General features: G+C 69.1%; 23 protein-coding genes and 3 pseudogenes. 11 read left to right on the forward strand and 15 right to left on the reverse strand.

Translation table 11 applies throughout. From position 1 onward, the window contains the following. The first annotated feature begins 351 nt into the window (after positions 1-351). Positions 352-1,095 (forward strand): CAP domain-containing protein, encoded by a 744-nt coding sequence (locus tag ACFVGW_RS10460; RefSeq protein WP_385851638.1) that lies wholly within the window; start codon positions 352-354, stop codon positions 1,093-1,095. An 8-nt stretch (positions 1,096-1,103) separates the two neighbouring features. On the opposite strand, the gene ACFVGW_RS10465 is transcribed toward ACFVGW_RS10460, so the two are convergent. The 5 genes from ACFVGW_RS10465 to ACFVGW_RS10485 all read right to left on the reverse strand — a co-directional run bounded on the left by ACFVGW_RS10465 (position 1,104) and on the right by ACFVGW_RS10485 (position 8,922). Further along, positions 1,104-1,811 carry a response regulator transcription factor gene (locus ACFVGW_RS10465; protein ID WP_383291621.1) on the reverse strand — a complete coding sequence of 236 codons (708 nt, stop codon included), beginning with the start codon at positions 1,809-1,811 and terminating at the stop codon, positions 1,104-1,106. A gap of 203 nt (positions 1,812-2,014) precedes the next feature. Beyond that, positions 2,015-3,670: a hypothetical protein gene (locus ACFVGW_RS10470; protein ID WP_385851639.1), complete on the reverse strand. Its 1,656-nt coding sequence runs from the start codon at positions 3,668-3,670 to the stop codon at positions 2,015-2,017. Position 3,671: 1 nt separating this feature from the next. Continuing rightward, positions 3,672-6,425, reverse strand: coding sequence for a hypothetical protein (locus ACFVGW_RS10475; protein WP_385851640.1), 2,754 nt, complete (start codon positions 6,423-6,425; stop codon positions 3,672-3,674). Positions 6,426-7,030: 605 nt separating this feature from the next. Then, positions 7,031-7,294: a hypothetical protein gene (locus ACFVGW_RS10480; protein WP_385851641.1), complete on the reverse strand. Its 264-nt coding sequence runs from the start codon at positions 7,292-7,294 to the stop codon at positions 7,031-7,033. 233 nt (positions 7,295-7,527) lie between these two features. Beyond that, the gene (locus ACFVGW_RS10485; RefSeq protein WP_385851642.1) at positions 7,528-8,922 is read right to left on the reverse strand and encodes an alpha/beta hydrolase family protein; all 1,395 of its coding nucleotides are present in this window, start codon (positions 8,920-8,922) and stop codon (positions 7,528-7,530) included. Positions 8,923-9,178: 256 nt separating this feature from the next. Between ACFVGW_RS10485 and ACFVGW_RS10490 the strand changes: the two genes are divergently transcribed. After that, positions 9,179-10,003, forward strand: a complete 825-nt coding sequence (locus ACFVGW_RS10490; protein ID WP_385851643.1) for a maleylpyruvate isomerase family mycothiol-dependent enzyme — start codon at positions 9,179-9,181, stop codon at positions 10,001-10,003. 108 nt (positions 10,004-10,111) lie between these two features. On the opposite strand, the gene ACFVGW_RS10495 is transcribed toward ACFVGW_RS10490, so the two are convergent. Then, positions 10,112-10,270 (reverse strand): hypothetical protein, encoded by a 159-nt coding sequence (locus tag ACFVGW_RS10495; RefSeq protein ID WP_385851644.1) that lies wholly within the window; start codon positions 10,268-10,270, stop codon positions 10,112-10,114. Between the two features lie 403 nt (positions 10,271-10,673). Between ACFVGW_RS10495 and ACFVGW_RS10500 the strand changes: the two genes are divergently transcribed. After that, positions 10,674-10,835: a hypothetical protein gene (locus tag ACFVGW_RS10500; protein WP_385851645.1), complete on the forward strand. Its 162-nt coding sequence runs from the start codon at positions 10,674-10,676 to the stop codon at positions 10,833-10,835. Between the two features lie 826 nt (positions 10,836-11,661). Here ACFVGW_RS10500 and ACFVGW_RS10505 read toward each other — a convergent pair. From ACFVGW_RS10505 to ACFVGW_RS10515, 3 genes are all read right to left on the reverse strand, one after another. Continuing rightward, positions 11,662-12,243, reverse strand: a complete 582-nt coding sequence (locus ACFVGW_RS10505) for a hypothetical protein (RefSeq protein WP_385851646.1) — start codon at positions 12,241-12,243, stop codon at positions 11,662-11,664. A gap of 359 nt (positions 12,244-12,602) precedes the next feature. After that, complete coding sequence (locus ACFVGW_RS10510; RefSeq protein WP_385851647.1) at positions 12,603-12,764, reverse strand: hypothetical protein; 162 nt, start codon at positions 12,762-12,764, stop codon at positions 12,603-12,605. A 90-nt stretch (positions 12,765-12,854) separates the two neighbouring features. After that, positions 12,855-13,154 carry a hypothetical protein gene (locus ACFVGW_RS10515; RefSeq protein ID WP_385851648.1) on the reverse strand — a complete coding sequence of 100 codons (300 nt, stop codon included), beginning with the start codon at positions 13,152-13,154 and terminating at the stop codon, positions 12,855-12,857. Positions 13,155-13,272: 118 nt separating this feature from the next. Between ACFVGW_RS10515 and ACFVGW_RS10520 the strand changes: the two are divergent. From ACFVGW_RS10520 to ACFVGW_RS10530, 3 genes and pseudogenes are all read left to right on the forward strand, one after another. Continuing rightward, a pseudogene (locus ACFVGW_RS10520) lies at positions 13,273-13,449 on the forward strand (IS5/IS1182 family transposase); the annotation flags it as partial. A gap of 100 nt (positions 13,450-13,549) precedes the next feature. Further along, positions 13,550-13,873 carry a hypothetical protein gene (locus ACFVGW_RS10525; RefSeq protein WP_385851649.1) on the forward strand — a complete coding sequence of 108 codons (324 nt, stop codon included), beginning with the start codon at positions 13,550-13,552 and terminating at the stop codon, positions 13,871-13,873. Positions 13,874-14,603: 730 nt separating this feature from the next. Continuing rightward, positions 14,604-15,089, forward strand: a complete 486-nt coding sequence (locus ACFVGW_RS10530) for a hypothetical protein (RefSeq protein ID WP_385851650.1) — start codon at positions 14,604-14,606, stop codon at positions 15,087-15,089. Here the strand turns inward: ACFVGW_RS10530 and ACFVGW_RS10535 are convergent. Next, positions 15,082-15,453, reverse strand: a pseudogene (locus tag ACFVGW_RS10535) (transposase); the annotation flags it as partial. The gene ACFVGW_RS10530 and the pseudogene ACFVGW_RS10535 sit on opposite strands and share 8 nt — an antisense overlap. Before the next feature lie 295 nt (positions 15,454-15,748). On the opposite strand from ACFVGW_RS10535, the gene ACFVGW_RS10540 reads away from it, so the two are divergent. From ACFVGW_RS10540 to ACFVGW_RS10550, 3 genes are read left to right on the forward strand one after another with little or no spacing between them, the layout of a single operon-like run. Then, positions 15,749-16,096 carry a hypothetical protein gene (locus tag ACFVGW_RS10540; protein ID WP_385851651.1) on the forward strand — a complete coding sequence of 116 codons (348 nt, stop codon included), beginning with the start codon at positions 15,749-15,751 and terminating at the stop codon, positions 16,094-16,096. 20 nt (positions 16,097-16,116) lie between these two features. Next, the gene (locus ACFVGW_RS10545; protein WP_385851652.1) at positions 16,117-16,527 is read left to right on the forward strand and encodes a VOC family protein; all 411 of its coding nucleotides are present in this window, start codon (positions 16,117-16,119) and stop codon (positions 16,525-16,527) included. 13 nt (positions 16,528-16,540) lie between these two features. Next, on the forward strand, positions 16,541-16,801 hold the full coding sequence (locus ACFVGW_RS10550) for a hypothetical protein (protein ID WP_385851653.1): 261 nt from the start codon (positions 16,541-16,543) through the stop codon (positions 16,799-16,801). A 1,300-nt stretch (positions 16,802-18,101) separates the two neighbouring features. Here the strand turns inward: ACFVGW_RS10550 and murJ are convergent. The 3 genes from murJ to ACFVGW_RS10565 all read right to left on the reverse strand — a co-directional run bounded on the left by murJ (position 18,102) and on the right by ACFVGW_RS10565 (position 21,455). Further along, positions 18,102-19,784 (reverse strand): murein biosynthesis integral membrane protein MurJ, encoded by a 1,683-nt coding sequence (murJ, locus tag ACFVGW_RS10555; protein WP_385851654.1) that lies wholly within the window; start codon positions 19,782-19,784, stop codon positions 18,102-18,104. Between the two features lie 134 nt (positions 19,785-19,918). Next, complete coding sequence (locus tag ACFVGW_RS10560; protein ID WP_385851655.1) at positions 19,919-20,449, reverse strand: hypothetical protein; 531 nt, start codon at positions 20,447-20,449, stop codon at positions 19,919-19,921. Positions 20,450-21,221: 772 nt separating this feature from the next. After that, complete coding sequence (locus ACFVGW_RS10565) at positions 21,222-21,455, reverse strand: hypothetical protein (protein ID WP_385851656.1); 234 nt, start codon at positions 21,453-21,455, stop codon at positions 21,222-21,224. 549 nt (positions 21,456-22,004) lie between these two features. Here ACFVGW_RS10565 and ACFVGW_RS10570 point away from each other — a divergent pair. Both ACFVGW_RS10570 and ACFVGW_RS10575 read left to right on the forward strand, forming a co-directional pair. Then, positions 22,005-22,178: a hypothetical protein gene (locus ACFVGW_RS10570; RefSeq protein ID WP_385851657.1), complete on the forward strand. Its 174-nt coding sequence runs from the start codon at positions 22,005-22,007 to the stop codon at positions 22,176-22,178. A gap of 286 nt (positions 22,179-22,464) precedes the next feature. Continuing rightward, the gene (locus ACFVGW_RS10575) at positions 22,465-22,992 is read left to right on the forward strand and encodes a hypothetical protein (RefSeq protein WP_385851658.1); all 528 of its coding nucleotides are present in this window, start codon (positions 22,465-22,467) and stop codon (positions 22,990-22,992) included. A gap of 77 nt (positions 22,993-23,069) precedes the next feature. Here ACFVGW_RS10575 and ACFVGW_RS10580 read toward each other — a convergent pair. After that, a pseudogene (locus tag ACFVGW_RS10580) lies at positions 23,070-23,225 on the reverse strand (IS982 family transposase); the annotation flags it as partial. A 393-nt stretch (positions 23,226-23,618) separates the two neighbouring features. Beyond that, entirely contained in the window at positions 23,619-24,032 is a 414-nt protein-coding gene (locus tag ACFVGW_RS10585; RefSeq protein WP_385851659.1) for a VOC family protein, read from the reverse strand. Positions 24,033-24,286: the final 254 nt, after the last annotated feature.

Here is a 24,286-nt window from a genome sequence, read left to right on the forward strand (position 1 = left end):
ACGGATCGCCCCGCAGATCGCCCCGCGGTCCGCCACGCAGGCCGGGCCCGAACCTGAGCCGATGCTTAGGTCCTCCTGAGCGCATCCCTCAGACCGCGCCTTTGCAGCTCCGGCACGCCTACGCTCCCGTCACGGCAACCGGTGGCCCCTCTTCGCCACACGAACCCGGCTGCGCCGACAGGGACGGCCGCTCCGCGCCGCCGCGCCCCGCCGGGCCTGGCCCGTGGCCCCCATCACCCCGCCCGTACCCCCCGGACCCGAACCCCTTGGAGGAAGACCGAGATGAGCTCCCGAGCCGCCCACGGACGTCGCGGACACCGCGCCCCGCGTCGCCCGCGCGTCACAGCCGCCGTGGCGGGCCTCAGTATCCTGGCCGTCGCCGCTGCCGGCCTGGCAGGCGCCGAACTCGCCGGCTCCGCGCACGACAAGGCCGAATCCCTCGCCATGGGCGGCGACCCGCCCGGCCCGGCGCCGACCACCGGGTCGCCGACCACCGCATCGCCGGCCGCACCGACGTCCCCGTCGGCCGCCCCGCACACCCTGACGACCCTCTCCAACCCGCCGACGACCTCCTCGGCCACCCCACCGCCCTCAGCCACCGCCAGGGCGGCTGGGCCTTCCGCGTCCCAGGGCACGCGGAAGCCCAGGCCCGCGCCCCCGGCCACCGCGAAGACGCCGGCGACACAGCCCGACAGCGGCCCGCGCCCGGCGGGCGGCGGCGAGGCCGAGGAGGTCGTACGCCTCGTGAACGTCGAACGCGCCGCGGCGGGCTGCAAGGCCCTGACGGTCGACGCGGACCTCACCGAGGCGGCCCAGGACTACACCGACGACATGGCCGCCACCGGCAACTTCTCCCACACGGGAACCGACGGCTCCCAGCCGCAGGACCGCATCGAGGCGGCCGGATACACCTGGTCACGGTCCGGCGAGAACATAGCCAAGGGACAGGCCGACGCGGCTGCCGTCATGGACGCCTGGATGCACAGCCCCGGCCACCGGGCCAACATCCTCAACTGCGGCTTCACCGAGATCGGCGTCGGCGTCAGCACCGACGGAGGCCCCTGGTGGACCCAGGACTTCGGCACTCCCTCCTGAGCCCCTTCTCAGTGCGGCGCCACCAGCTTGATGCCCACCCCGCGAACGGTGCGCAGATAGCGCGGTGCCGAGGCCCGCTCGCCGAGCTTGCGGCGCAGCGCCGACACGTGCACGTCGATGGTCTGGTCCTCGATGTAGGCCTCCTGCCAGACCTCTGCGAGCAGCCGGTGCCGGGACACCACCGTCCCGGCGTGCCGGGCGAGAAAGGCCAGCAGGTCGAACTCCCGGCGCGTGAGGACCAGTTCACGCCCCGCCAGATAGGCCGAACGCGCCGGCGGATCCACGGTCAGCTCACCGACCGTCACCGGACTCGAGGGATCGGCTGGTGGGGCCTGCCCGGCGAGCGCGGCGGGGACCGCGGTGCGCCGCAGCACCGCCGAGAGCCGGGCCAGGAGCTGCGCCCCGGAGAACGGCTTGACGAGGTAGTCGTCGGCGCCCGCGTTCAGGAGCTTGACGATCTCGCTCTCGTCGTCGCGGGCGGTCGCGACCACCACGGGCACGTTCGAAATCCCGCGGATCATGCGGAGCGCGTCGCCGCCGTCGAGATCGGGCAGGCCGAGGTCCAGCACCACCGCGTCCACCGAACCCTGCGCGACCTCGCGCAGCGCGCCGAACCCATCGCCCGTGCTGCGCACCGCATGGCCGTGCTCCGCGAGGATCTCCATCAGCGAGGCACGGATGCTGGGGTCGTCTTCGACCACGAGTACGCAGGGCATGGCGGACACCTTACAACCGGCCGTTCGCCACCTGGACAGTCCTCACCAGGGCCTGATTCCGGGCGGCGCCTCCCGTATCGACCACGTGAAGGTCCATTTCCTCATCGTGTTGAAGGACGACGGCCGTGCCGCCGCCCGGCAGAGCGTGCTGCGGCAGCGTGCCTCCTGCAGGCAGCTGGCGGAGGTGGCGATCCGCCTGGCAGTCAGCGCAGCGGGAACTGGGCCGCGTGTCCGAAGGCGATGGCCGGGACCATGTGGTGCGCGTCGAGGGTGCCGAATTCCGGGATGGTCTTCTGGTGGCCGGGGGCCTTCACGTCGCCCAGCAGCGCCGGGTTGGAGAAGTGCACCCACGTCACGCGCCCGTCGTCCGTGTTGCCCTCCTCCACGTACACGCCCTTCACGGGCGCGGAGGGCTTTCGGACCACGCGGTCGTGTGGGACGAGGCCGTTCTCCGGGCCGGAGTACGTGTCCTGGGAGTGGTACGCGCGCAGGCTGCGCCGGTCCGCGCCGGGCCCGGCGAGCCAGCTGCGGAAGGCAGTGACCATGTGCTGCCGGCCCTGGCTGTCCACACCGTCGATGTCCCACAACTCTCGCCAGTTGCCCGTCAGTTGCGCGGCGGGTGCATGGAAGAGCTCCGGCGGGTAGCGCTTCTCGTCCAGCCGGTCGGCGGTACACAGCTTCACCACCGCGTTGATCCCGGCGCTGAAGCCGGAGACGGTGGCCGTGAACCGCCCCGGCAGCCGCCCGGAGCCCCGCGGCCCGTCCCAGGGGAACAGGTGCGTACGGCCGTTCAGCAGGCGGAGTTTCACCTGCGGCGCGCTGTGGGCGGCCACGAGCTGGCGCGCGTACAGGAAGCGGAGCACCTCCTTGATCAGGCGGGCCAGGCCGGGCTGGGTGTCCAGCGGGCCCCAGTCGGTGCTGGGCTGGCTGGGCATGATGACCACCGGGTTCCGGCCGGCCGCCAGCATCTGGTAGACGATCTTGTAGCCGACCAGGAGATAGTTGACGAGGATGCCGACGTACGGCTGTTCCGCGCTTTTCGGGGACTGGGGCGAGGTGACGGCGTACGGGTAGGCGCCCAGGAAGGGGTACGAGTCCGGCGGGTAGCCGCGGTCGGGGAAGGTCGGCGGGGAGTAGAAGACGACCACCTCCGGGGCCGGGCCGAGAGGCGCGTACGGTACCCAGGCGCCGGTGAGGAACCGCGGCAGCCGCGCGCCCCCGCCCCCACCGCCTCCTGTCCCACCGCCTCCTGTCCCACCGCCTGCTGTCCCGCCGCCCCCGCTGCCCGGGGCCGTCCGGGGCTGGGCCCCGTACTCGAGGAGCACGAACCGGCCGCGGCTGGCCAGGTCGACGGGGATCACGGAGTGCTTGAAGCGCTGCCACTCCATGGCGGTGAGGTCGCCGAAGACCGGTTCGTCGAGGCGGTGGATCGTCTCCCGGTTGTGCCGGGCCCCGCGGTAGATCCAGTCGGGTTCGCCCACGTCGTCGACCAGTGCGGCCCCCGGATTGTCCGGCAGGGGCCGGTTCGGGTCCGCGGCCACGGTCGGTGCCAGGCGGACCGTGCCGATCACCGTGTTCACATGGAGTTCGGGGCCCAGCAGGAAGGCCTGCCCCGCAGGGTTGGACGACAGCCAGCCCGAGCCGCCGCCCCCGCTCCCGAACACGAAGCGTTCGGCCGCGAACCCGTCCATCACGACCGTGACCTCGATCTCGTCCCGCGCGAGCGTGATGTCAGCCGCCTGGCCCGGCCGTACGGTGAGGCTCGTCGGCAGCGGCCCCGGGGCCGTGAAGACGAGGGTTACGTGCGCGCCGTGCAGCGAGGCGCCGTTGACGTCGCTGACGTTGACCGTGACGCGCACGTCAGAGCTGCTGGCCGGTCTTGGGGTCGTAGCGCACGGCCACGGCCGCCACCTGGTCGGTCGGCAGCACCTCCACCCACTGGTCGAAGACCTGGTACAGCTCGGCGGGCCGGAACCCGCCCTCCAGCGGGTCGAAACCGCTCTCGAACACCTTCTCCGAGGCCGCCGTCTTGTGGTGGTCGGAGTTCGACTCCTTGAGCTCCTGCGCGACCATGGCCAGCACCTCGCCCACCTTCTTCCCCCCGAACGAGCCCGGGTCCCCGTCCTGGAGGGTGTACGGGACATCCAGCCCGGCCTCGCCCTCGACCCCCTTCAGCCAGGCCAGCGCGGCGGCCTCCTGCCCCGGCCGGACGGGCATGACGGCCTTCACCCAGGCCGCGTTGAGGAACTCGTTGCGCCGCGGGTCGGCGTCGATCTGGATCAGCCAGCCCAGGGAGCTGCCCAGCGGCGCCGGATCGGTCTGCTCGGTGATCAGGTAGTCCACCCGGTACTCGGACGCCGGCGGGATCTGCCCGCCCGCCGCCTTGTACTCGTCGGCGCGGGAGTACCAGCCCGCCACCGTCTGCCCGGCCAGCGGCAGGGCCACGGTGCCCGGCGCCGGGGCCGACTCCTCCGCCGGCGGTACGGGATACCTGCCGACGCTGCCCCGGGTGACGGGCGGGGGGTCCAGCGGCCCCGGCCGCCAGAAGTCGGGGGCCACGAAGTACAGCATCTCGTCCACGTCGAAGAACCGCTGGATCTGCTCCGCCTCCACGTACGGCAGGCTCGCGGGCACTCCGGCCGAGGGCGGCGCCGGATAGTGCCCGCTGTTCTGCAGCTTCCGGATCAGATTGCGGAACACCCACCGGCGTTCCTCGCTGCGCAGGTCCTCCGAGGGCCGGGAGCGCATCTGGCTGACCAGCCGCAGCCGCTCGCGCACCGCCTTGCCGTACGCCTCGTGCTGGAGCCGCTCCACCTGCTTGCGGTAGGCGGCCTCCGCGTCGTCGTTGGCCTGCTTGCGCTTGGCGACCGCCGCGGCCGTGGGCTTGTACGTGAGCATCGCGTCGAAGGGCAGGGAGGGCTTGCCCTGCCAGTTCGCGTACGTCAGCCGCAGTTTGAGCTCGTGCGGGGTGGTGGTCGTGTCCGGGTTGGGCAGCAGGTCGGGGGAGTCGAAGGGGGCGAACTCCACCCGGGCGCCGTGCCGTTCGATCGAGGCGATGCCCGTGAGCTCGTAGTCCGCCGGGGGTGGGGGCAGCGGCTTGGTGAAGCAGAACTGCACCGTGTCGTCGACCCCGACGGTCGTGGTGTTGATGCCGCGGCAGGGGACGGTGGGGTTCGGGGTGTACGTGAGCTCGCCCTCGTCGTCCGGTCCGTCGTTGTGGAGGAAGGGGATGTCGAAGTGGAAGGGGATCAGCTTGTCCTCCAGGTCGGGCAACTTCTCCGGCCTGGGTACGGCGGTCAGGTCGGGCGCCTCGACCACGTGGACCATGTCCCCGAGCCCCAGGTCGACGCCCGGGTCACCGAGGTACACCTGCCAGCAGAGCCGCGTGCCCACGTGCTGGAGCTGCACGCCGACCTTGCGCATCTTGCGCCGCATCTCGTAGTTGACGAGGTCGGTGGTGTTGTTCTGCAGGAAGTACCGCCGGCTCGATGTGTCCGTCGACTCGGTCACCGTCTTGAAGGTGGTCTTGAAGTTCCGTTTGATCTCGCTGCTCGCCTTGGCGGTCTGCGTGCGCGTCTGCTTGTGCGTGGCCTCCGAGCCGCGTTTGGCGGTGTTCTGCGTGCTGAAGCTCAGGCTGGCGTCGGCGTGGTAGATCTTCGCGTTCACCCCGCCCGTGGCGCTGACGCCCAGCTTCGTGTCGCTCGCGTTCTCCTCCTTGACCGCATCCGCGACGTCGTCCTGCTCCGTCAGGCTCTCCTCCGTCTTGCGGGTGACCTCCTCCGAGACCTCGGCCGTCTTCTCGACGAGCGTGCGGCGCGTGCTCGTCTCGACCACCTCCACCGAGCCGCCGGGGCTGACCCAGATGTGCCCCGCCGGTACGCCGAGGAAGGTGTCGAACTCGAAGAAGTACTCCCGGAAGAGGTTGACCAGTCCGACCGGCGAGAGCCCGCCCGCCGCCTGCGCCGCGAACCGCCCGGCGAGCGCGGCCAAGGCCTCGTGGCCCAGGCTCCGCGCGGCGTCCCCGCGGAAGGTGTCCGGGACCAGGCGCGCGTACGCCGAGTCCGGGTTCGCGGCGGCGGCCGACATCGAGGACTGGGCGCCGAGCCAGCCCACCAGCGGCTGGTACACCCCGAGGAGCTCACTGGCGTACGGAAGGGTGCCCGCGAAGTCGTACACGGGCTGACCGGTGTACGCGGGCGCCCCTGGGGCCGGCATGACCATGGTCTGCGCCGGGCCCGCCGTGCCGCCGGAGACCGTGGCGAACGGCGCGGCCGTCCAGCCCGCGCCGGACGCCGACTTGAAGAGCGCCATCTCGCCGGTGGAGGTACGGGCCGGAGCCACGAAGGAGATCGTGAGGCTGCCGGGCGAGGTCGCCGTACGCCCCACGAAGCGGAGGCCCGACGCCGGGTCGTCCCACAGGAAGGAGCCGTTCAGCGTGCTGACGCCCGCGTACAGGCTCGGGTCCACCACCTGGACGTTGGCCGGCAGCGCCAAGGCCATGCGCAGGCCGTTCGGGATCTCCGACCCCGTGCCGTCGACCTTGTACTGCCAGATCCGGTACGAGCTGCCCGCGCCCGACTGCGGGATCGGATCCGTCCCGACGAAACTGACCACCAGCGCCATGGTGAAGATCCCCTCGGAGTGGCTTTCGCTATGCCGGGGACATTCCCGTGCCGTGTGCATATGCCGATGGCGGGCGTCGGGAACCACCTGAACGGCGGGCGCGCGCGGACCGCGCGAGCCCCCCGCGCACGCCTGCTGTGCGCTTCACCCGCAGGCGCCCGGCCTCTTCCCGGAACTCCTTGCGGCCTCGCCCTACGCGGCCGAGGTCGACGAAGCGGTGGTGACGAAGCGGTGGTGACGGAGCGGTGGTGACGGAGCCGGCCGACGATCACTCCCGGATCCGCGTGCACACCGGGCTGGCCTCACGGGAGGCGTTGCTCCTCGGAAACCGCGGCGCCACTGGACTCGCTCCGGGTCGAGGACCCGCAACATCGAGCCGCGGACATCGCAGAAGGTCACGCCCTCACATGCGCGGGTGCCGCCGCCCAGGAATCAGCACCGAAATCAGGTGGGTCCATCTCGCCACTGTTCTCCGGGCCTCTGCCCGCTCTCCGCAGGTGATTCGCGGGCGGCGTCCTTCCGTAGACGGAAAAGGCTGCGAATCCCAGCGCAGCAGCCCTCCTCATCTGGCGCCGCACCTGAGCCGGAGTGGATCTTCAGAAGCCGGCGTCGCTGGGACGCTGGTGCCCGGACGGTGCCGGATTGCCGGCCTTGTCGAAGACCTCGGAATCGTGCGCAGAGTTCACCCACACCGTGATGCCCTGACTGTGGACGATGACGTTGAACGGTGAGTCCTCGGGCTCCGACTCCGTCACGACGGTGAACTCCTCGCCCGGACGCATCCAGTGATCAGTTCCCCACGGCTCCACCCACAGGCAGAGCAAGCTGTCCGTCTCGTTGCTCACGCTCGTCTTCGCCACACGAGCATCCTAACGAGCAGCATGATCGGCCGGACAGGTCCTAGCCGAAGCACCCGTGGCGGTCTGCGGCGGACCGCAGAGCAAACAGACAGCTTGAATCTGGTCGGTCTGCCCGGAAAGCGGCAGGACTCGTCATGGCGACATCATGTGGCAAGGCCCCCCGCAATCCCACCCGCGTTCAAGCGCGCGGCCTGCCCTCGAGATGATCTCTCAGGGGCGCACAACCCGAGCTGTCAGCGCCGGAGCACGTCGGCGAGCCAGTCGAAAACGACGTCGCAGTGCTGCTGAGGGGCCATCGGGGAGCAGTGCAACTGCGCTCCGGTGGCCTTCGTCAGTTTCACGTAGTCGCGCCGCGTGCGCAGCAGGTCGTACATCTCCCGCGGCTGGCCCGGGTAGAACTGCTCGAAGTCGTAGTCCAGTACGAGCGTCGGGGCCTTGATCCTGCCGACGATCCCGGTGATGTCGAGGCCCATGGCCACCTGCGCCGGTGTCCAGAGGTCGGTGAGGACCTTGCCCCGGCGCGCCTGGCGCAGCGCCTTGCGATCGAAGATCTCGAAGCGCTTCTTGACCGTGAAGGCCTCCTGCGGGGTCAGCTCCGGGACGACGTCCTCGTTCCAGACCCGGTTGGTCTCCTCCTTGTCGGGTGTGACGATGTCACGCAGCGCCTCGTCGAATCCGAGCCAGGGGCTGAGGCATCCGGGCATCGCCACACAGGCGGCGAGCCGGTGTTCGAAGGCGGCGGCGCGCGGGGCGAGGTTGCCGCCCATGCTGAGGCCGGTGAGGGCGATCCGCCGGCCGTCGACGTCCTCGCGCCGCAGCAGCCAGTCGACGATCGGGGCGACCACCGTCTCCCAGCGGGTGGTGAAAGGGATCTCCTCGACGAACAGCAACTGCCCCTGTCCGGGGCCGTCGTAGACGAGTGCGTTCCAGCCGCGGTCGAGGGCTGCGGACACGCCGTAGGTCCACATGTCCACGTTCTGCCCGTCACTGCCGTTGGTGAGGATGACGGTGGGGCGCCGCTCGGCGGGGCCGTCCGGGCGGAAGAACCACAGCGGCAGCCGGGTCCCGGCCCACGGGACCCGGGCGGTGACGGCGGCGGGCGTGCAGAGCCGGGCGAAGGTGTCCCAGGCCCTGCGTCCCGCCTCGTAGACCGCCTCCTCGTCGCCGGGCTGGTCGGTGCCCAGGACGTAGAACAGCGCCTGGGCGTAGTACTGGGCCGCGCGCAGCGAGCGGAAACGGCGGGTCTGCGACGGCGTCCCGCGGCCGTCCCGGCCCATGGCCGGGGGAGCGGAGAGCTGGTCGCCCCAGGACCGGAAGGTGTCGGTGTAGGTCTGCTCGGAGAGCCCCGCCGCGTTGATGGCGTTGACCGCGGTCAGCACCTCGCCGACCTCGGAGGCGCGCATGCCTGCGGCTCCCAGCGCGAGCAACCCGGCGAAGTTGAAGCCGGGATCGGCGAAGAGCTGCATCGCTCCCGGTGTCGGATCGGACGCCACGGAAGGCGCAACGGGCGCGGCGGCCGCGGTACGGGCGGTGCTCCCGACGGCGAGCGCGCCCGCTCCTGCGGCGAGCCCCGTCAGGGCCGCGCGGCGAGTGAGGGAAGCAGGCTGGTGCGGTGTGCTTGCGGTCATGCGGGGGACGCTACGACGCTCCACCCCGCACGAGGATGTGGCGCGCCCTCGATGCTCCGAACGGGCCCGTGCGCGGGCCCGGTCAGGTGCCGCACAGGCCGCTGGGGAGGTGGTGACTCAGACCGCGCCGCACAGCGACGGCGCGCATGAGGGGTCTGTGATCCCGGTGCCCAAGCCTCTTGTTCCGGACCGGTGAGTCTGGTTCTGTACCACGCTACGAGGGTGTGCGATCAGCTGAATGCGAGGGAGCGCCGGCGTGGAGCGGGAAACAAAGACGGGTGTCAGGGACGCCTTGCCGGCAGGGCTCGGGCAGGCGATACGGGAGACCGCCGGTGCCATCGCCGCGCTCCTGGACGGCGCGGCGGACATGAGCCGCCCGGTGCCGGGGCTGGACTGGACCGTCGGTGAGACGGCCGCTCACCTGGCCCTCGCCAATGGCCTGATGGCTGATCTCGCTGCCGGTAGGGAGCGCCCGTACGGGGACGGCACGCCGCAAAGCATCGCGGCGGCCAACGCGCAAAGTCTCGCCGACTTTCCGGAGCGCGGGGCGGAGCCGCTGGCAGCGATGCTGGTGCAGGAGACCGATGCGTTCCTGGATGCGGTGGGAAGAGCCTGTGCAGAGGGGAGTGCGCGGCGGACGCTGCTGACCCCGCTCGGTCCGATGGACCAGGACGTTCTCGCCGCCTACCTGCTGACCCACATGCTGGGCCATGGTTACGATCTCGCCCGCGGGCTGCGTCGGCCGCACATGATCAATGAGGCGCGGGTCGCGTTGTGCCTGCCCTTCCTGAAGACGGCGATGCCACGCATCGCCGTCGCCTCCACGCTGACCGCCCGCTTCACCTTGCGCATGCGGGGCGGTCCGGCTTTCGGTGTCTCCTTCACCGACGGCGCGGTTCAGGTACTTGCCGACCCGCCGGAGGGTTCGGACTGCACGATCCTCACCGAGCCGGTTGCCTTTCTCCTCATCGCGCTGGGACGGCTCGGTCCCTGGCAGGCCATGGCACGCGGAGGTGTCCTCGCCTGGGGCCGCAAACCCTGGCTCGCCCCCCGCTTCCCCACCCTGTTCGACGCGCCCTGACATTCGTCGACGAGGCAGACCCGACTGCCGGCGGTCGTGCTGCGGCCGGCCTGGACGCAGAACGGGGCGAGACCACCGGGCGGCCCGGCTCTGGGACTGTTGCTCCGTTCACAGCGCGCAGGTTGTCCGCGTTCCTGCGGAGGCATGGAGACGGACGGTCTTCGGGTCGAGGACCTCGCGTTCGGTGTCGGTCATGGTGTCGATCTGCTGCTCGGCAACGTCGTGGAGGACGACGGGGAAGCGCCAGGGGTCGTGCTTGGGCGGCATCAAGCGGCGCCGGGGGTGGTGCGCGGCATCCTGATCGCCGAGACCGTGGCTGGCCTGCACAGCGGCGTACGGAGTCGAGCGTGGCCAGGTCGATGCCTTCGGCGGCAAGCTGCTCGAGCGCACAGGCGAAGGGGCCTTCACCGGCGGCAGCGCGTTCGCGGGCGGACGCGACAGCGTCCGGGGCTGGGGCCGGAGCGATCTCCACCGAAACGATCGCCAACCGGCGCAACACCGAGCAGCAGTAAGGAACGGGATGGGGCAAGGTGGGCTTCGTTGCGCGTCCTGCCCACTTGTCGGCGTTCGCGCGAATGTGCACCGGTCGGTACACGCGAACGTGCACTACGCGCCGTACTTCGCAGCGCGGGGGCCACCCGATGGACAGCCACCTCTGGGACAGGGGGCGGTGAGGGCGGACCCCCACTGCACCGCCATACCCGCAGGGCGCCCGTGCGGCGACTCCTGTCCCGAATTCACGCTCGACCAGCTGATCCACTTCATGGGCGCCCGATGGGCCGTCGAGGAAGGCTCCTGGACCGCGAAGCAGGAGTCCAGGCTGGACGACTAGCAGGTCAGCCACCACCCTGGCTGTATCGCCACATCACCCTGGCCAGGGCTGCCCATGGCTGCTTCACCATCCTGAGGGGCCGCGAACCCGCCGTCGGAAAGACAGAAGCGGGTGCTCCGGCCGCGTCCTGTTGAGCCTTTCCGAACTGCGACAGCCTGATTCACCGGCTCGCTCACCGCGGGCCGGCCTCAATCGATCACGTCCTGCACAGTCCGACTGGCGCCAGCGACGACAGCACCAAGCCCGCATCAGGCCTTGCCAACGGCGTGGCCACACACCTTCCGGACCTGTCCAACCGTCATGGCAGAGACTGTTGCGGCACTAGGACTTGTTCGGTTGGCCATGCTCGGATTCAGATGGCCGGGGCGGCTGCGGTGGCGGTGTTGAGGTGGATGTGACCGAGCTTGATGTCACGCAGTCCGCCACGGCTTGTGCCGCTTGGGCGATGAACGGTGCCGGCGGTTCTTCCGCCGTCCATGGTGACCAGCCGTCCCACTCCTGCTCGGCGTTCTCTCCCACGCGGTCGGCCGCCTTGGGTGAAAGGATCGTGGTAGTCGGACACGGGTAGAGCCTAGGACTTGGTCGGTCGGTCATGTTCGGAACCGGACGACGATGGCGGCTGCGGTGGCGATGCTGAGAAAGATGTAGCCGCGGCGACGGCATGCCCGGCTCACACGCCAAGGCCCGCTGAAGGCCCTCCCGGACCCCTCTTGCGCCGGGTATGAGGCGTTCGAGCGGAGTCCGGTCGTCGAGGGGCTGGGCGTTGACTGCATTGTTACTCTGTGACCGGTCCCGGACCTCAATGCGGGTGGGCTGGCTGGGCTGGTCAGCGAGGGGCCACGGCTCGGGGTCGCAGGCCGGCCCGCCTGAGTGTGATCTCGCAGAGGTCGGCGATGACGTCTGGGTCGCCTTGGCGCCATGCGTCGGCGAGGCCGCCCGGAGGTGCCGGGAGCGCGGCGAGGTCGCCCGGTGGTCCGGTGAGGGCACGCAGGGCGAGCAGGTCGGCGCCTCCGGGGGCGTCGAGGAGGTGTTGAATGGTTGCGCTGCGCCGGATCCAGAGGAGTCGTGGTGGGAGCCACACCAGCAGTACGAAGGCTACGGGAATGAGGATCAGCGCGGTTGCGGTGAAGGTGGCCACGCGGCTGACCGTTTCCTGGAGCGATACTCCGGCTTCGGCGAACCCGGAGCTGGCGTCGGCCGCGGATTGGAGCGGTTTCTGCAAAAGGCCGCCGACAAATGGCACGTTCGACGCTGCATCGCCGGCGTTGTCGAGTTCAGCGGCCAGGCTGTCGCCGGAGCTTTCGACTTTCCGTCCCGGCTCGGCCAGAAGCATGATCGTTTCGCGGACGGTGAGCGCGCCCCACACCGCAGCGGCGATCAGAAGTACGGCGATCAGGTCGGCGAGCACCTGACGGTTCCGGCGTGCTGGTGTCTGAGCGTAGAGGCGCAATCGTCGTGCTCCTGTTCGGGCCAAGGTGGCGACGAAGATCGACCACCGCCGGGCGCGGATCGGCCGGCCGACCATACGTCTGACTGGACTCTTGCACCTCACTCCACAAGAGAACGGCCATGACACGACGCCTGGCCGGCACTCGGTGAATGAGGCTCAGAGGACCGTGTGTGGTGAGCACGGGCACGATGAGCCCCACCCGTTCGCTCGGGCAATCTGAGGCGGTCGCACTCTCGCCGCCTACGGCGGGAGCGGGTGCAGAGCCTGATAGCCCGCGCCCGTTGGGGAGAGCCCAAGGAGAACGGCGTGCCGGGGGATCAGCAGGACTCGTTCAGCTTGACGGAGTAGATCGCGACGCGGAGGGTGTCCGTGGTTCCGGGCTCCGGGTCCTGGCGGCAGACCTTCCAGTTGCTGTTGTTGTTGATGAAGAGGATCCACGGAGTGCCGGGGCAGTATTTGAACGCGATCGCGGCGATCACCTGCTGGTGATCACGCCACCACCCACCCCGCCGAGGCGTCCGGTTCGGCAGCAGGGGGCTCGATCGTTGACCGGCGCAGCGGATCACTTGTTAGACGGGATCGGTGAACGAGATCGGCTTTCCGGTGGCGTGGGCATACGCGATCTCTCTGCTCGTGGACTCGCCGATATACCCGCCGGGGTTCACGACCAGAACCCGGTCAGCAAGGTCGATCTTGCGCAGGTGGAGGGTATCCAGCGCGGTTTTCTGTTCGTCGGTGATCAACTCGTCTGCTTCGCCTGGCGCGACGACGATGGCACCTGCGAAAGTCAAATCACGGTTCGCCGCACGCATCTCGTCCACGAACCGCGTAGAGCCGCAGATGCACACAATCTCAGGTCGGTCGGACACAGCTCATTCCTTCGGTCGAACGGGAAACCGGCCGTGTTGCACATTGACATCACAGACAGGCACACGAGCGGTGCGCTGCTCGATGGCGAAGTCTGGGGTGCACCCGGCTCACCAGCCCATCGCCCGCAAGGGCATCGAATCCTCCCAGCGACTGGGGCGCCACCGCTGGCCCATGGAGCGCACGGTGGCGTGGCTGGCCGGGTGCCGCCGCCTGCACCGCCGCCACGAGCCCAAGGCCGAGCACTTCCTGGCCTTCGCCGACACCCTGATTTGCTATTGCAGGCTGGCGGCCTGACCGGGACGGACTGCGATGATCCAAGGCATAATCGGAGCCCTCCGGGCCTGGGCCTGCCGCTTCGTGCCGAGACCTGTGGCGTACACCAACGAGGTAGCCCATGCCTGACTATCTGGACGCCGTCATGGCGATGCTCGGAGAGGCCCAGAACCGCTATGCCGACCCGTCGGCGTGGGACCGGCTCCACGCGGAACTCGGCGTACAACTGCCCTCCGACTACCGGGTCCTCGTGGACGCATACGGTCCGATCGAACTCAACGGCCACCTGTCCCTCTGCCACCCGGCGAGCGAGCGGTGGAACCTGGGCCAGTGGATACGCGACACGGTCCAGGCGTGGTCCGAGGTGTCCTGGGACGACCTCGACGCGGACGAGGATCCTCGCCTGCTGTTCGGACTCCAGGAGCTGAGCTTCGGCGCCCGCTAGGGTCTGTGGCCGATCGCAAGTACCGACCGAGGAGAGACAGTCTTCCTCGCCGCGGCGGCCGACACCTCTTGGCTCCTCGTCGGGGACGGAGAAGGCGGCTGGTCGCAGCATCGCATGACCTTCACCGAATGGCTCTACCGCTACCTCGTCGGCGAGAACATGGCCGGCCCCCACAGCTCCGCCTTCTACCCCGGCCCGGTGCGTCTGCGCAGACTCCCGATGACAGCCGCCGAATGTCCAGAGCCATGGCGGGGCCCGGATCGCGGCATGTAACCCCGCCCCACCACGACAACGGGATCACCCTCCAGTGCGGAAGACAAGGCAAACGAGACTACCTCTGAGGGGCGGGCTGAGGACGATGGCCAGATGCCGGCGGGCTCCGGGGCCGCCCGTACGAACCGTTCCAGCGCGGCTATCAGGTCGACCACACGGCCAGCGGTGTCGTGATGTCCTACCTGCGTGTGGATGGGCCTCCCCGTCGCGGGCGGCGTCCGTATCGGCGACTGCGTGCTCGCCGGCCGGCAGATGAGGCCGCAGGTGACGCCCGTCGCGGCGGGATCAGGGCCTGCGAGGTATGCCGCGCAGATTCTGACCCAGGCATACCGGACTGAGACCTCACTGGTCCTTTCAGGATGAGCCGACTTGGGGTGCCTTGTGTTCGGGGTCGCTGGTCGGCAGGGCATCCGGGGTGCGTGGGCGATTTATGGGGGGAGCCGGGCAGCATTGCGGGGTGGCCGACCTGCTGTGGGATGACGTGAGTTCCTTCTTCGACCCGGACTTGATGGGGTCGCTGCCGGACGTGCGTGTCACGGATTCCTCGGTGGAGGACTGGCAGACGGTCCTCGATCTCCTCGCGGAGAAGGGCTGGAAGTGCCAGTACTCCGGGGGAGAGACGGTGCTTCCGGTGCCCCGGGCGGAGGCCGTGCTGTCCCGCCCGGCGGAGGCCGAGTGCCCGGACCTGCGGGTCTGGCCGACTGCCGATGTGTTGGCGATCTTCCGTTTCCACGCCGACGATGAAGTCGACTTCGACGTCGACCTGCGGGAGTTGCAGGGCCAGGATCGACTCGATGTGTTCTGCGGCTTCCTCCGGGAGATCGGTCGGCGGCTGGGCAAGCCCGTGCTGATGGCCCCGGAAAGCGACTATCGCCATCCGGTGCTCGGCTTCGACGTCGAGGCCGATCGAGTCGTTCTCCTCGCAGACCCGCAGGTCAGGTGACTGCGGCCGACGGCTGCGGTTCGTAGAAGGTTCCGTCACGGAGCATCGCGAACAGGACGTCGGCCCTGCGTCGGGCGAGGCAGAGCACGGCTTGGGTGTGGTGCTTGCCTTGGGCGATCTTCTTGTCGTGATAGGCCCGGGACGCAGGGTCGCCCAGGGCGGCGAATACGGTGAGGAAGAAGGCTCGTTTGAGCTGCTTGTTTCCTCTCCTGGAGGGCTGTTCGCCGCGGATCGGTGAGCCTGAGCTCCGGGTCGCCGGGGCGAGTCCGGCGTAGGCGGCAAGGTGGCCGGCGGTCGGGAACCACCGCCGGCTGGAATCCCACTCACCCGCCAGTCTGGCCACACTCTCCGGGCGCCCAACACCCCAGCTCGCGAGGGCCCTGCCCGCGCTCGCCGACTTCTTCAGCCCGCACGGTCCCGGGCAGCGAACGGATCCGCTGATCAGCCGCCCCTGCCACTGCTGCACAGCCCGCCGCAGTCCCACCGCTTCCGTGGTCATCACCATCTCACCCGCCCACGTCCACCTCTGCCCGCGGCATCAGCTCTGGACCCGCTCCACTCACGACATCCCACTCGTCGCCCTACCAGAAGTCATCGAGGCCCAGCGTCGACTCGACCGGCTCACCCGCCGTCACCGGCAGACCAGACGAGCCCTTGACATGGCGCGGAAGATCGTCGAGGACTGGTCCGCCTCCGGAATGCCGATCGACCTTGGGAAGGAGTGGACCGATCGCCTCGACCGAGTCGAAGCTCTCGCCGTCAGCAAGAAGATCTCGGCTGAGGACCGCAGCCACCTCGCGGCGTTCCCCGAGATCGTGATGCTGACGCACCTGATCCTCGACCCGCCCACAACCGCCCTCGACCCCAATGAGCTCTACCTGGCAACAACCGCCGAGCTGAGCCGGCGATTCGCGCGGATCTACACCACCCTCGGACCCAGGACCCCCTCATTCGGAGGTTCTGCCTCCATCGAGATCGCGACGGGCCTGTCTCGAAGTCGGGTGTGAGCTTGTGACAAGATCGCGGGATGCTGCGACTCACCGATTTCATTATCGACTGCCCGGACACGATGAAGCTGGCGGCTTTCTACTCCGAGGTGACGGGCCGTCCGATCAAGGAAGGCAGCTCCGAGGACTGGGCCGGCATCCAGTTCGGCAAGATCGAGCTGGCATTCATCCGGGTGGACGACTATCGCGCTCCGCAGTGGCCCGACAGCGAGCACCCCAAGCAGTTCCACCTCGACTTCGAAGTGGACGAGATCAAGTCCGAGCAGCGCCGCGTCCTCGACCTCGGCGCGACGCTAAGGCAGGACTTCATCGGCCCCAACGGCTACGGCTGGCAGGTCTACACCGACCCGATCGGCCACCCCTTCTGCCTGTGCCGCAACAAGGGCGTCATCTGGACCGACCAGGGCCCGATCTGGCCCAAGCGCGACTAATTGGATTCCGGTCATGGAGAAGAGCGACATCACGATCAAGCTCACCCCCGACGAGGCCCTGGTCCTCTCGGACTGGCTGGAGCGAGTGCAGATGACAGATCTCAGCCGCCTGGTCGACGATCCGGCCGCCTGGGCCCCGATCCACAAAATCGCGGGAACACTCGACAAAGCGCTCCCTGGAATCTTCGCCGCCGACTACGCCGAACATCTGGAAGCGGCCCGGCACCGTCTCCGGACGGCCACGGGCAGCCTTGCCGAAGAGTGGGACGGCTGAGCTGCCCTTGCCCACCACCAGCGCGCTTCCGTGAAAGCCCTGTCGTTTGAGAACGCCGGCCCGCGGCGTTCTCAAACGACAGGGCAACCCAGCAGGTCAGCGGCCCACGATCTGTCAGCTGCATAGCGACAGGACAAGCAAGGAGATCCGGAGCGGTCGGAACGTAGGAGTGGGTGGATGGTCGCGGATGCGGTTGTCCCAAGAGCCGAGCGACAGCAAAGGCTCGGTGACGATGAGCATCTCGCCCTGGTACCCAGGCTCACTGCGTGCGTCCTTCTCTTTCCGCGCGCTTTGTGCGCGGCGCGCTCGCCTTGCCCCTGGCTCTGGGCCTTTCCGCCACCGCACTTGCCGCTCCAGCTTGCAGGGTTCTTCGAGTGCATACCTGGCCACCAACCAGCCCAACTGCGGCGATTCACAGACGTCGCGCGCTGGTGCCCCGAGATGGACCGAACGAGTCAGATGGAGGTGGCTTCCACGCTGCCCGGTCCTCTACGACAGGATGACGCCCATGGACCAGGTGCGGGCGGCCGTCATAGGGCCGGAGCGGCAGGCGTCGTCCCGCTCGCAGGCGCCTTCATCGGCGAGTGGGTAGGCCGGTGGACGGCCTGTAGAAGTTGCCACTGGAGAGCTGGTGCCGCCTACCGACCCGGATTTGTCCGTGGTGACCATCCGCGAGCCGCGCACCGTCTAGCACCCTCACCTCATCAGTAGCTGACAGGTCACGAAGCGAGCAGCAAACTCGCTTACGCAGGAGCGAGAAGCCGGCTCGGCCGAACATCTGGCGCTTGAGCAACTTGATCCGGTTGACGTGGCCTTCGACGGCGCCCGAGTTCCAGGGCAGGGTTAGGCCGGCGATGACGGCGTCCCGGTCTCGGTGGATGCCTGCGGCGAAGGCGTGGAGTTAGGCAAGTTGTCCTGCCGGACGGCGGAGAGCCAGTCCGGCAGGTATTTGTCCCTGCGCTCGCCGTGCCCGCCACCGCGCAGGCCGCCCCCGCCGCCCCGGCGGCACCGGCTGGGGGCCTCGCGCTCGTCGACGCCTGGAACTGGTCCAGATCGCCGACGAGAGCAGGACCGGATACGTACGGGGCGCCTTCAAGCACTGGAACGCCGGGCTCGACACTAAGACGGGATGCTGCTGGCCCGCTCCCGCCACGCCTCCGTCCGCTCCCTGGAGCGGTACGCCCGCCCCGGCGTCGATGCGGTCGCCCGGCACGTCGCCGAGCGCGACCCCGCCGCACGTGACACCAATGTCGGCTGGTGTCAGCGTTCTTACCCGCCCCCTTCCATCGTTTGCCCGGACTCAACGCATCCCGGGCAGACGACGGAGCTCGTTGATCTTCAGCAACCGGGCAAGGAGGAGATACACCAGGGCTGTCGCGAGTGCCCCGGCAGCCAAGGCGACAGCAGTGGGCCACGTCCCCTCTCCCAGGCCGGCGCACGCACGCGCTGCGGCCCAGCCCAGCCCAGCAGCCGGGCACGCGGCGCACAGCAGCTTCATGTAGGTGCGGCGCAGACCGCCGTCGTCGATCCGTCCCCCCATCTTTTTGCGCAGCAGGTAGGCGGTGAGCGCGAGACCGGCCACATAGGCGAGGGTGTAGGCCCCGGCCATGCCGACCACCGACCAGTGTGCGGGCAGGGCCACATGGCAGGCGGTGGCCAGGGCGATGTTCACGCCTGCGATCCAGGCCGCCATGAAGAACGGGGTGCGGGTGTCCTCAAAGGCGTAGAAGCCGCGCAGCAGCAGGTACTGGGCGGAGAACGGGATGAGCCCCAGCCCGAACGCCTGCAGCATGTAGCCCAGTGGGCGGGCTGAGGCGGCATCGGCTGCTCCGTGGGCGAACAGCAGCGAAGAGATCTGCGGCCCCAGGGCGAGGAAGAGGAAGGCGGCGGGCACGATGACCACGCCGCTGATCCGCAGCGCCCGGGACAGGTCTGCGCGCAGGTCCGGGATGCGGCCCTCGGCGACGGCCCGGCTCATGCGCGGCAGCAGCGCCGTCACCAGGGACACGGTCACGATCGACTGCGGCAGCATCCAGATGGTCTGCGCGTAGGTGTAGGCGGAGTAGCCTGCGCCGGCCTGCGGCAGCTCCTGGTCGGCGGCGTTGGCGTAGTTCGTGACCACCGTAAGGGAGACCTGGTTGGCCAGGACGAACAGCAGCGTCCACTTCGCTGCGTGCACGCTCTTGCCCAGGCCGGTGCCCCGCCAGTCGAACCGCGGCCGGAACCGGAAACCGGCCGCCTTGGCGAACGGGATCAGCGCCAGGGCCTGGACGGCGATGCCCGCGGTCGTCCCGATCCCCAGCAGCCGCACCTGGGCGGCGGTGATGTCCTCCACCCGGTCGGGCACCGTCATCAGCCCCAGATAGGCGGCGAACATGCCGACCAGCACGACGTTGTTCAACACCGGGGTCCACATCATCGCGCCGAACTTCTCACGCGCGTTCAGCACCTGCCCGTAGATGCTGAACAGGCCATAGAAGAAGATCTGCGGCAGCAGGAACCGCGCGAAAGTAACCGTCAGCTCGAACGCCTCGTGATTGTCCGGGGTGTCCCGTATATACAGGCTCACGATCTGCGGCGCCGCCCATACCGCCAGCGCCGTCCCTACGCCCAACACGGACACCACGAGCGTGACCAGCCGCTGCTCGTAGGCCCGCCCGCCGTCGGGGTCCGTGGTCCGGGCCCGCACCAGCTGTGGCACCAGCACGGCATTGAGCGCGCCGCCGATCAACAGCGTGTACAGGCTCGTCGGCACGGTGTTCGCCGTGTTGTACGTACTGGCCAGCAGGCCGGTTCCCAGCGCCGCGGCCTGCAGCACCTGACGGATCAGCCCCGTCGCCCGCGACACCACCGTGCCAACAGCCATCAACAAAGACGAACGGACCAGCCCGCCTTTGTCCCTATTCCGCCGGGCGCCATGCCGCCCCCTTGTCTGCTGCTCCTGCGGCATGGTCTGCGCCGCGGAGTTCGCCCCCTGTACCATGCCGTCAACCTATGCCCCAAGATCCCACGCCCCCAATTCGCGCGCCTCACTGCTCGTGCGGTCCCGGCAGGCGTCCGTCCGCTCCCTGGAGCGGCACACACGCCCGGCCCGCTCACGCGGGGGCTGTCGCGTTCTCACTCTCGGGGCGGCGCGGACCGGGAACCGCATTGGCCGTGGTGGCCAGGTCCAGCTCCAGGCGGCTGTTCATGTCCACGTCCTTGGACAGGTTCTCGCGGGTGGCGACCGAGGTGAACTCGGCGATGAAGTCCCGTGTCGAACTCGGCGTACTTCAGGATGTCCAGCAGGTCGATGGTGCCCCAGCGCCGCTCGATCTCTGCCTTGATCGCCACCAGCGACTCAGGCTCGTCCTGCTTGCCGCGCGGGGAGACTCTGATCCACGGCTCGCCGTGCTCCTTGACGATCGCGACCCCGCCCGTGGCGCCCCCGGCCAGAGCCTGCTCGAAGCGGTCCAGCGACGCCCGCAGCTTGTTCTGGAGGGCGGTGATGAACTCGCTGGCGTCCTGCGGCTGGCCCAGGGCGGCGTAGTGGACGTCCCGGTTGCCCTCGAAGTCGGCGGGCAGGTCGTCCTCCGGATTGCGCCACCGGTTGGCGCCCACGACCCAGATCTCCCGCCGCCGCATCGCGTCCCGCAAGCTGACGAGCACGCACAGCTCGTACGGAATGCGCTCGACGCGGCCCTTGTCGTCGACGGCCGCCGACCCACCACTGCTCGGGAACTACCCCGTCCAGCGGCACCGCCTCGGCCGGGTCGAAGAAGGCGCCCTCCTTCAGAGGCTGCTCCAGGTACTGCACCAACAGGTCGATCGCGTCCATCACCGGCCGGTAGGCGGTGTTGTTGCACTTCACCTCCAGCGCCCGCAGCAGCGGCGACAGCATCCGCCGCCAGTGCGCCGAGTACGACGACCGCAGCACCGTGCGGACCCGGGCCTTGTAGCGGGCCTCGTCCTCCGCGGCCTCCGCCGCCAGCGCCTTGAGCGTCTTCTCCCCGCCGACCACCGGGAAGATCATCCGCCGCACCGTGCCGGACGGCTCCGACAGCGCCGCCTCCGCGACCCGCAGCAGCATCGCCTCTTTGCCGCGGACCTTCTTCAGCTCCGCCCCCAGTTTCGTTCTCGACCTTCCGCTCCGCGCGTGTGTTGATCTTCAGCACGAGCTGGATGAACAGGTCCACCAGTGAGTCGGTGATCTCCGACTGTCGGACGTGGCACAGCGTGGCCAGCAGGGTCAGCCGCCGAGGCGGTTTCATCCGCTCCAGGTTTGCCGGGTACTCCTTCGATGCCAGGGCCCGCCAGGCGTCCACCAGCTTCTCCGACACGTCCGCGAACAGATCCGCAGGCAGCTCCAGCCGCCGCACCCGCTCCAGCTTGTTGACCTCCGCAAGCAGGCTCTCCAGGCCCGGGGCGCCAGGGTCCGTCTTCAGCTCGGTGAAGTGCGATCGCCCGCCCCGGCCACGGCGTTGTCGCCGTCCGTGCCGTGCTCGGTGTCGTCGCCCCCGATCAGATCTTCCAGCCGCGATCGGGTCGTGTGGTTGAGCCGGTCCAGCGTGCTGAGGCAGAACCGCTTCTCGAAGTCCTTGACCGCCTTGCCGACCAGCCGCCGCACTTGCCCCGGTGCCGGAGGCTCGATGTGGTTGTTGCGGCAGCGGGCCACGACGGCAGCCGCGCGACACGGTCGGAAGTAGCCCTCACGCCGTCAGCGCAGTGACGGTGCCGCCTTCCAGACGCTCGTCAGTGTCCATCGCGTGCGCGCGACAGGCCACGAACGAACTTCCGTGAGTGTCGGCGACCTTGTGGGTCAGCGGCTCCCCGCAGGCAGTGCCCAGGCGGTCGTAGCTCCAAAGACCGAGTGCAGGCCAGCTTGGTGCATCAGGAGTGGCCGCCGGTGCTCCGGAGAGCGTTGCCGTGCTCTGGGCAGTTTCCCCACGGGGACGGCGCAGACACTGCCGTCCCGGACGGCCCGGGCACGGGGCCAGGTCGCTCGTGGTCTCGGCGAGCGCGTCGCGGGCGTGCCGGATCGCGCCGGCCGCGTCGTCGAGGCGGAAGCCGGTAGTGCGGGCAGCGTCATCCGCGGTGCGGAGTCGGGCCTGGACCTTGAGGACGCGGCGCTCGAGGTCGTCCGCCTGAGCCGTCAGCGCCCGCGGCTGGCTCGTGCTGCGCGGAGGGCACGGGTCAGTCGACCTCGACGTAGGTGACGATGAGGATGCTGCCGAGCGCGGTCGCACTTCTCCCACCAGCAGTGGGCGAACTGTCCGCCGAGGTGTTGGACACGTACTACGCCATCAACAGCTTCCTCGTGGCGGACATCCCGGTTAGCCCACAGATTTCCTACGCCCCTCGCTTCCTGCCCGCGCAGAAGGATCCCTGGGATGAGTGAGTGAGGGATCGCCCTGATCGCCGCCGCGGCGGCCATCCTAGATGATCGATTCCAAGGGGTCTGTCTCTTGTCAGCGAATCCAGCATGTCTGTCGTGGAACCCAACCGCCGCTGGCTGACCCTGTGCCGGAGCAGCGCGGCAGGCTTCGCGGAGGCCATGGCCTCGGAGGATGACGCGGCCTCCCCCACGTGGGGGAGGGCACCGTCCCGCTGTCGCTCCACAGGGCCGTCTGAGTTCGTCGCGCAGGGTGATGAAGTCTGTTTGACGGCGCGTGACGATGTGTGGCATGGGCATTCAAACGAGCGACTCGACGGTCATCTCCGCAGCGCCGCCGCCCCGCTGGGCTGTCTGCGCTGCGCATCTGACTACATGGGTGGTCCTGCCGAGCGGACTGTGGCGCATTGCCCTGGTGCTCGGATACCCGGCCGGATACACCGACGTTGGCTTCGAGAGCTTCCAGACGATCGGCGCGAAGGTATGGATGCTGACACTCAGCGTGGTCTGCGAGCTCGCAGCCTTCCTCACGATCGGTCTGGTACGGCCGTGGGGTGAGGTCGTGCCCCACTGGATACCGCTGATCGAAGGGCGAAGAGTCCGCCCCATGGCCGCCGTGGTCCCTGCCGCCCTCGGCGCGGCGGCCCTGACCGTGCTCTGGGCCTTCACACCCTGGTGGTGGAACTTTCCGCACGACGACATGACGTCCACCGGGAGCCTCGTGGTCGGCATCCTCTACCTACCGCTGTTCCTCTGGGGCCCGCTCCTCGCCGCCGTCACCATCTCCTACCACCGCCGCCATCGCACCCCGCGCCGCTGAGCAGAGGTCGCCGGGTAAGCGCCCGCCCAGCGGTAATTCAGTGACAGACGGCCCGGTTCCCATGGCAACGGACATGATCAGTGATCGTAGGCGGTCAGTGAGCGCAGCAGGGGCTCGTCTGTGTGGTCGTTGTGCCAGATCGCGGCCGTGAGCGCGAGGATGCGCTGCATGACGCGGGCGATGACACCGTCGGGTGTGCGCCCTCGATGCAGTTCGAGGTCGAGTTGGCCCCTTGGTCTTCGGCTGAACACTCCACCGGGCGCCTTGTCTCCCACTGGCCCGGCGATCAATCCCCTTCGGATCCTGGTCGACGTCTGGGGCAGTACCACCGGGCTCAGAGCCGCCCGACGCCTCGGGCGGGCTGGTGGAAGTGGGGGCGCGAAGTGGCGGACAACGAGGACTGCCGTATTCGGCCAGGTTCGATGGCTTTGTGTCATTCGTTGATGATGCGCCTTTGCCCTTGTCGAGGTCCGGTTGCACAAGGAGGTTGGGGTGCTTCCACCCCCGCGTGGTGATGGCCGTTCGATGGGGAGATCTGGGCGGTTGCTGACCATCAACGTGGGCGTGCTGCTCGCAGTCATCGTCTGCTTGACGCGTCTTCGACGTCGAAGCTGGCTCGGGCTCGGTCAGCCGGGTCCGTAGGTGCCCGCACTCCACTCGTACCCCTCCGGGTCCAGGACGCGGGCGCGCCGGGACCCCCAGGCGGTGTCCTCGGGCGCGATGACGCCGGTGGCTCCGGCGGCGACCGCTCTGGCGTACCAGTCGTCCACCGCCGGCGCTGCGGAGAACCAGAGGTAGAGGCCGCTCCCTGTGCTGATCCCGTGGAGAGCAGGCCGGGCGTAGGCCGCGTCTGCGGTCGCGACCATGACGACGGCGTCACCGAGGCGCACCTCTGCGTGCAGCACGGAGCCGTCCTCCGCGTCCTGACGCGCTACATGGTCGAATCCGACGGACGACAGCCACGCCAGGCCCGCTACGGCGTCCCGGTAGCTGACGTAGGCGTGTAGACGGGTGAGTGATCCTTTTTCGTTCAAACCCATGACCTCCTCCCTTCAGCCGGGCCTGCGGCTAGAGGTGGGTCCGGCTCTCGGAGAGTTTTCGGGAAGCGTTCCCCCCGTGGATGCAGTGGGCATGGTTTGCAGCCCGTGACGGAGGGTCCTACGGGAGCGTGTTCACGTCGTCGAGCCCGTGCTGATCCTTTCAGTATGAGCCGACTTGCGGGCCTTGTACTCGGGGTCCTTGGTCGGCAGGGTGTCCGGGGTGCGTGGGCTACTTGTGAGGGGGTGTCTCGCTG

The organism is Streptomyces sp. NPDC127129 (assembly GCF_042671585.1).
Classification (GTDB): Bacteria; Actinomycetota; Actinomycetes; order Streptomycetales; family Streptomycetaceae; genus Streptomyces.